This window comes from Motilimonas eburnea, assembly GCF_021295345.1.
In the GTDB taxonomy this organism is placed as follows: Bacteria; Pseudomonadota; Gammaproteobacteria; order Enterobacterales; family CBDFNC01; genus Motilimonas; species Motilimonas eburnea.
On sequence record NZ_JAIMJB010000066.1, the window covers coordinates 1 to 637 of the forward strand.

Below are 637 nucleotides of genomic sequence, written 5' to 3' on the forward strand. Positions count from 1 at the left end.
TTCATGACTGGGGTGAAGTCGTAACAAGGTAGCCCTAGGGGAACCTGGGGCTGGATCACCTCCTTACCAAAAGCGACGTTGTCTTGTTGACGAGAGTCAATGAGTGTTCACACAGATTGTATGATTACATTGGGTAAAGCATCGGGTCTGTAGCTCAGTTGGTTAGAGCGCACCCCTGATAAGGGTGAGGTCGGTAGTTCAAATCTACTCAGACCCACCAAATCTGCGCAATCCTGCGTTATTAAGTTCGTCGTTTAGGTGACTAAACGTCCTCACTTAATGCCTTGTCTTGCTGGATTTGGCCACTATGCCATCCTCCCAGATGGTTTAGGTTCGATGTTAAGAAGATATTTGGGGCTATAGCTCAGCTGGGAGAGCGCCTGCCTTGCACGCAGGAGGTCAGCGGTTCGATCCCGCTTAGCTCCACCAAATCTTCATGTTAGGCCAAGATAGGCCAAAGTTAAGTTTACATAATTTAACTTTGGCTTTTTTTAGCGATAAAGAAAGCCCGCTCTTTAACAATTTGGAAAGCTGATAAAGTTCATTGAATATCTTGATGAGATATTCAATACCGAGTTATCACGCAAGTGATAATTCAAGCAAACAAACGAATCGAAAGATTCAGCTAAGTGTAAAA

Annotated in this window: 2 tRNA genes and 1 rRNA gene; all 3 read left to right on the plus strand. The window is 44.4% G+C overall.

The window, feature by feature from the left end:
• Positions 1 to 66 (plus strand): 16S ribosomal RNA (locus K6Y21_RS21125); the annotation flags it as partial.
• Positions 67 to 143: 77 nt separating this feature from the next.
• Positions 144 to 220: transfer RNA gene (locus tag K6Y21_RS21130), tRNA-Ile, on the plus strand.
• 133 nt (positions 221 to 353) lie between these two features.
• Positions 354 to 429, plus strand: a tRNA-Ala gene (locus tag K6Y21_RS21135).
• Positions 430 to 637 lie beyond the last annotated feature (208 nt).